Source organism: Methylobacter sp. BlB1 (genome assembly GCF_015476545.1).
Classification (GTDB): domain Bacteria; phylum Pseudomonadota; class Gammaproteobacteria; order Methylococcales; family Methylomonadaceae; genus Methylobacter.
This window is the reverse complement of sequence record NZ_JADMKV010000204.1, coordinates 1-735: the sequence shown is the minus strand read 5'-3', so window position 1 is coordinate 735 and position 735 is coordinate 1. Positions and strand designations below refer to the sequence as shown.

General features: G+C 63.9%; 1 protein-coding gene. It reads right to left on the bottom strand.

Annotated elements, in window-relative coordinates; all coding sequences use genetic code 11:
• The coding region (locus IT781_RS22960; protein ID WP_194972308.1) for an AMP-binding protein at positions 1-735 on the bottom strand (735 nt) is incomplete at both ends.

The window sequence follows — 735 nt, the reverse complement described above, 5'->3', positions numbered from 1 at the left end:
CGCCCAGCTCGATGCGGAAGCCGCGGATCTTGACCTGGAAGTCGTTGCGGCCCAGATACTCGATGCGGCCGTCTTCCAGCCAGCGGGCCAGATCGCCGGTCTTGTACAGCCGGGCTTCGGGATCGCGGCTGAACGGATCCTGGATAAAGCGCTCGGCGGTCAACTCGGGCCGGTTCAGATAGCCGCGGCCGACCTGGACGCCGCCGATGAACAGCTCGCCGGGCACGCCGACGGGCACCGGTTCGCCCTGCGGGTCCAGGATGTAGATCTGGGTGTTGTCGATCGGCCGGCCGATCGGGATGCTGCTCGTCGTTGTCCTGGCCTCACAGGCCCAGGCCGTCACGTCGATGGCGGCCTCGGTCGGACCATAGAGGTTGTGCAGTTCCGTAGGCTCGAGCAGTTCATGGAAACGGTTGCTCAACGCGACCGGCAAGGCCTCGCCGCTGCAGATCACCCGCCGCAAACTGGTGCAGTCCGCGGCTTTGCCGTACTCCAGAAAGATTTGCAGCATCGGCGGCACGAAGTGCAGCGTGGTGATCTGGTTCTGCCGGATGATCTCGCTGAGATAGCCCGGGTCCTTGTGGCCTTCCGGCTTGGCCATTACCAGGCGGGCGCCGGTCAGCAGCGGCCAGAAGAATTCCCAGACCGAGACATCGAAGCTGAACGGGGTTTTTTGCAAGACGGCATCGTCCGCTGTCAGGCCGTAGGCTTTCTGCATCCAGTTGAGACGGTTGA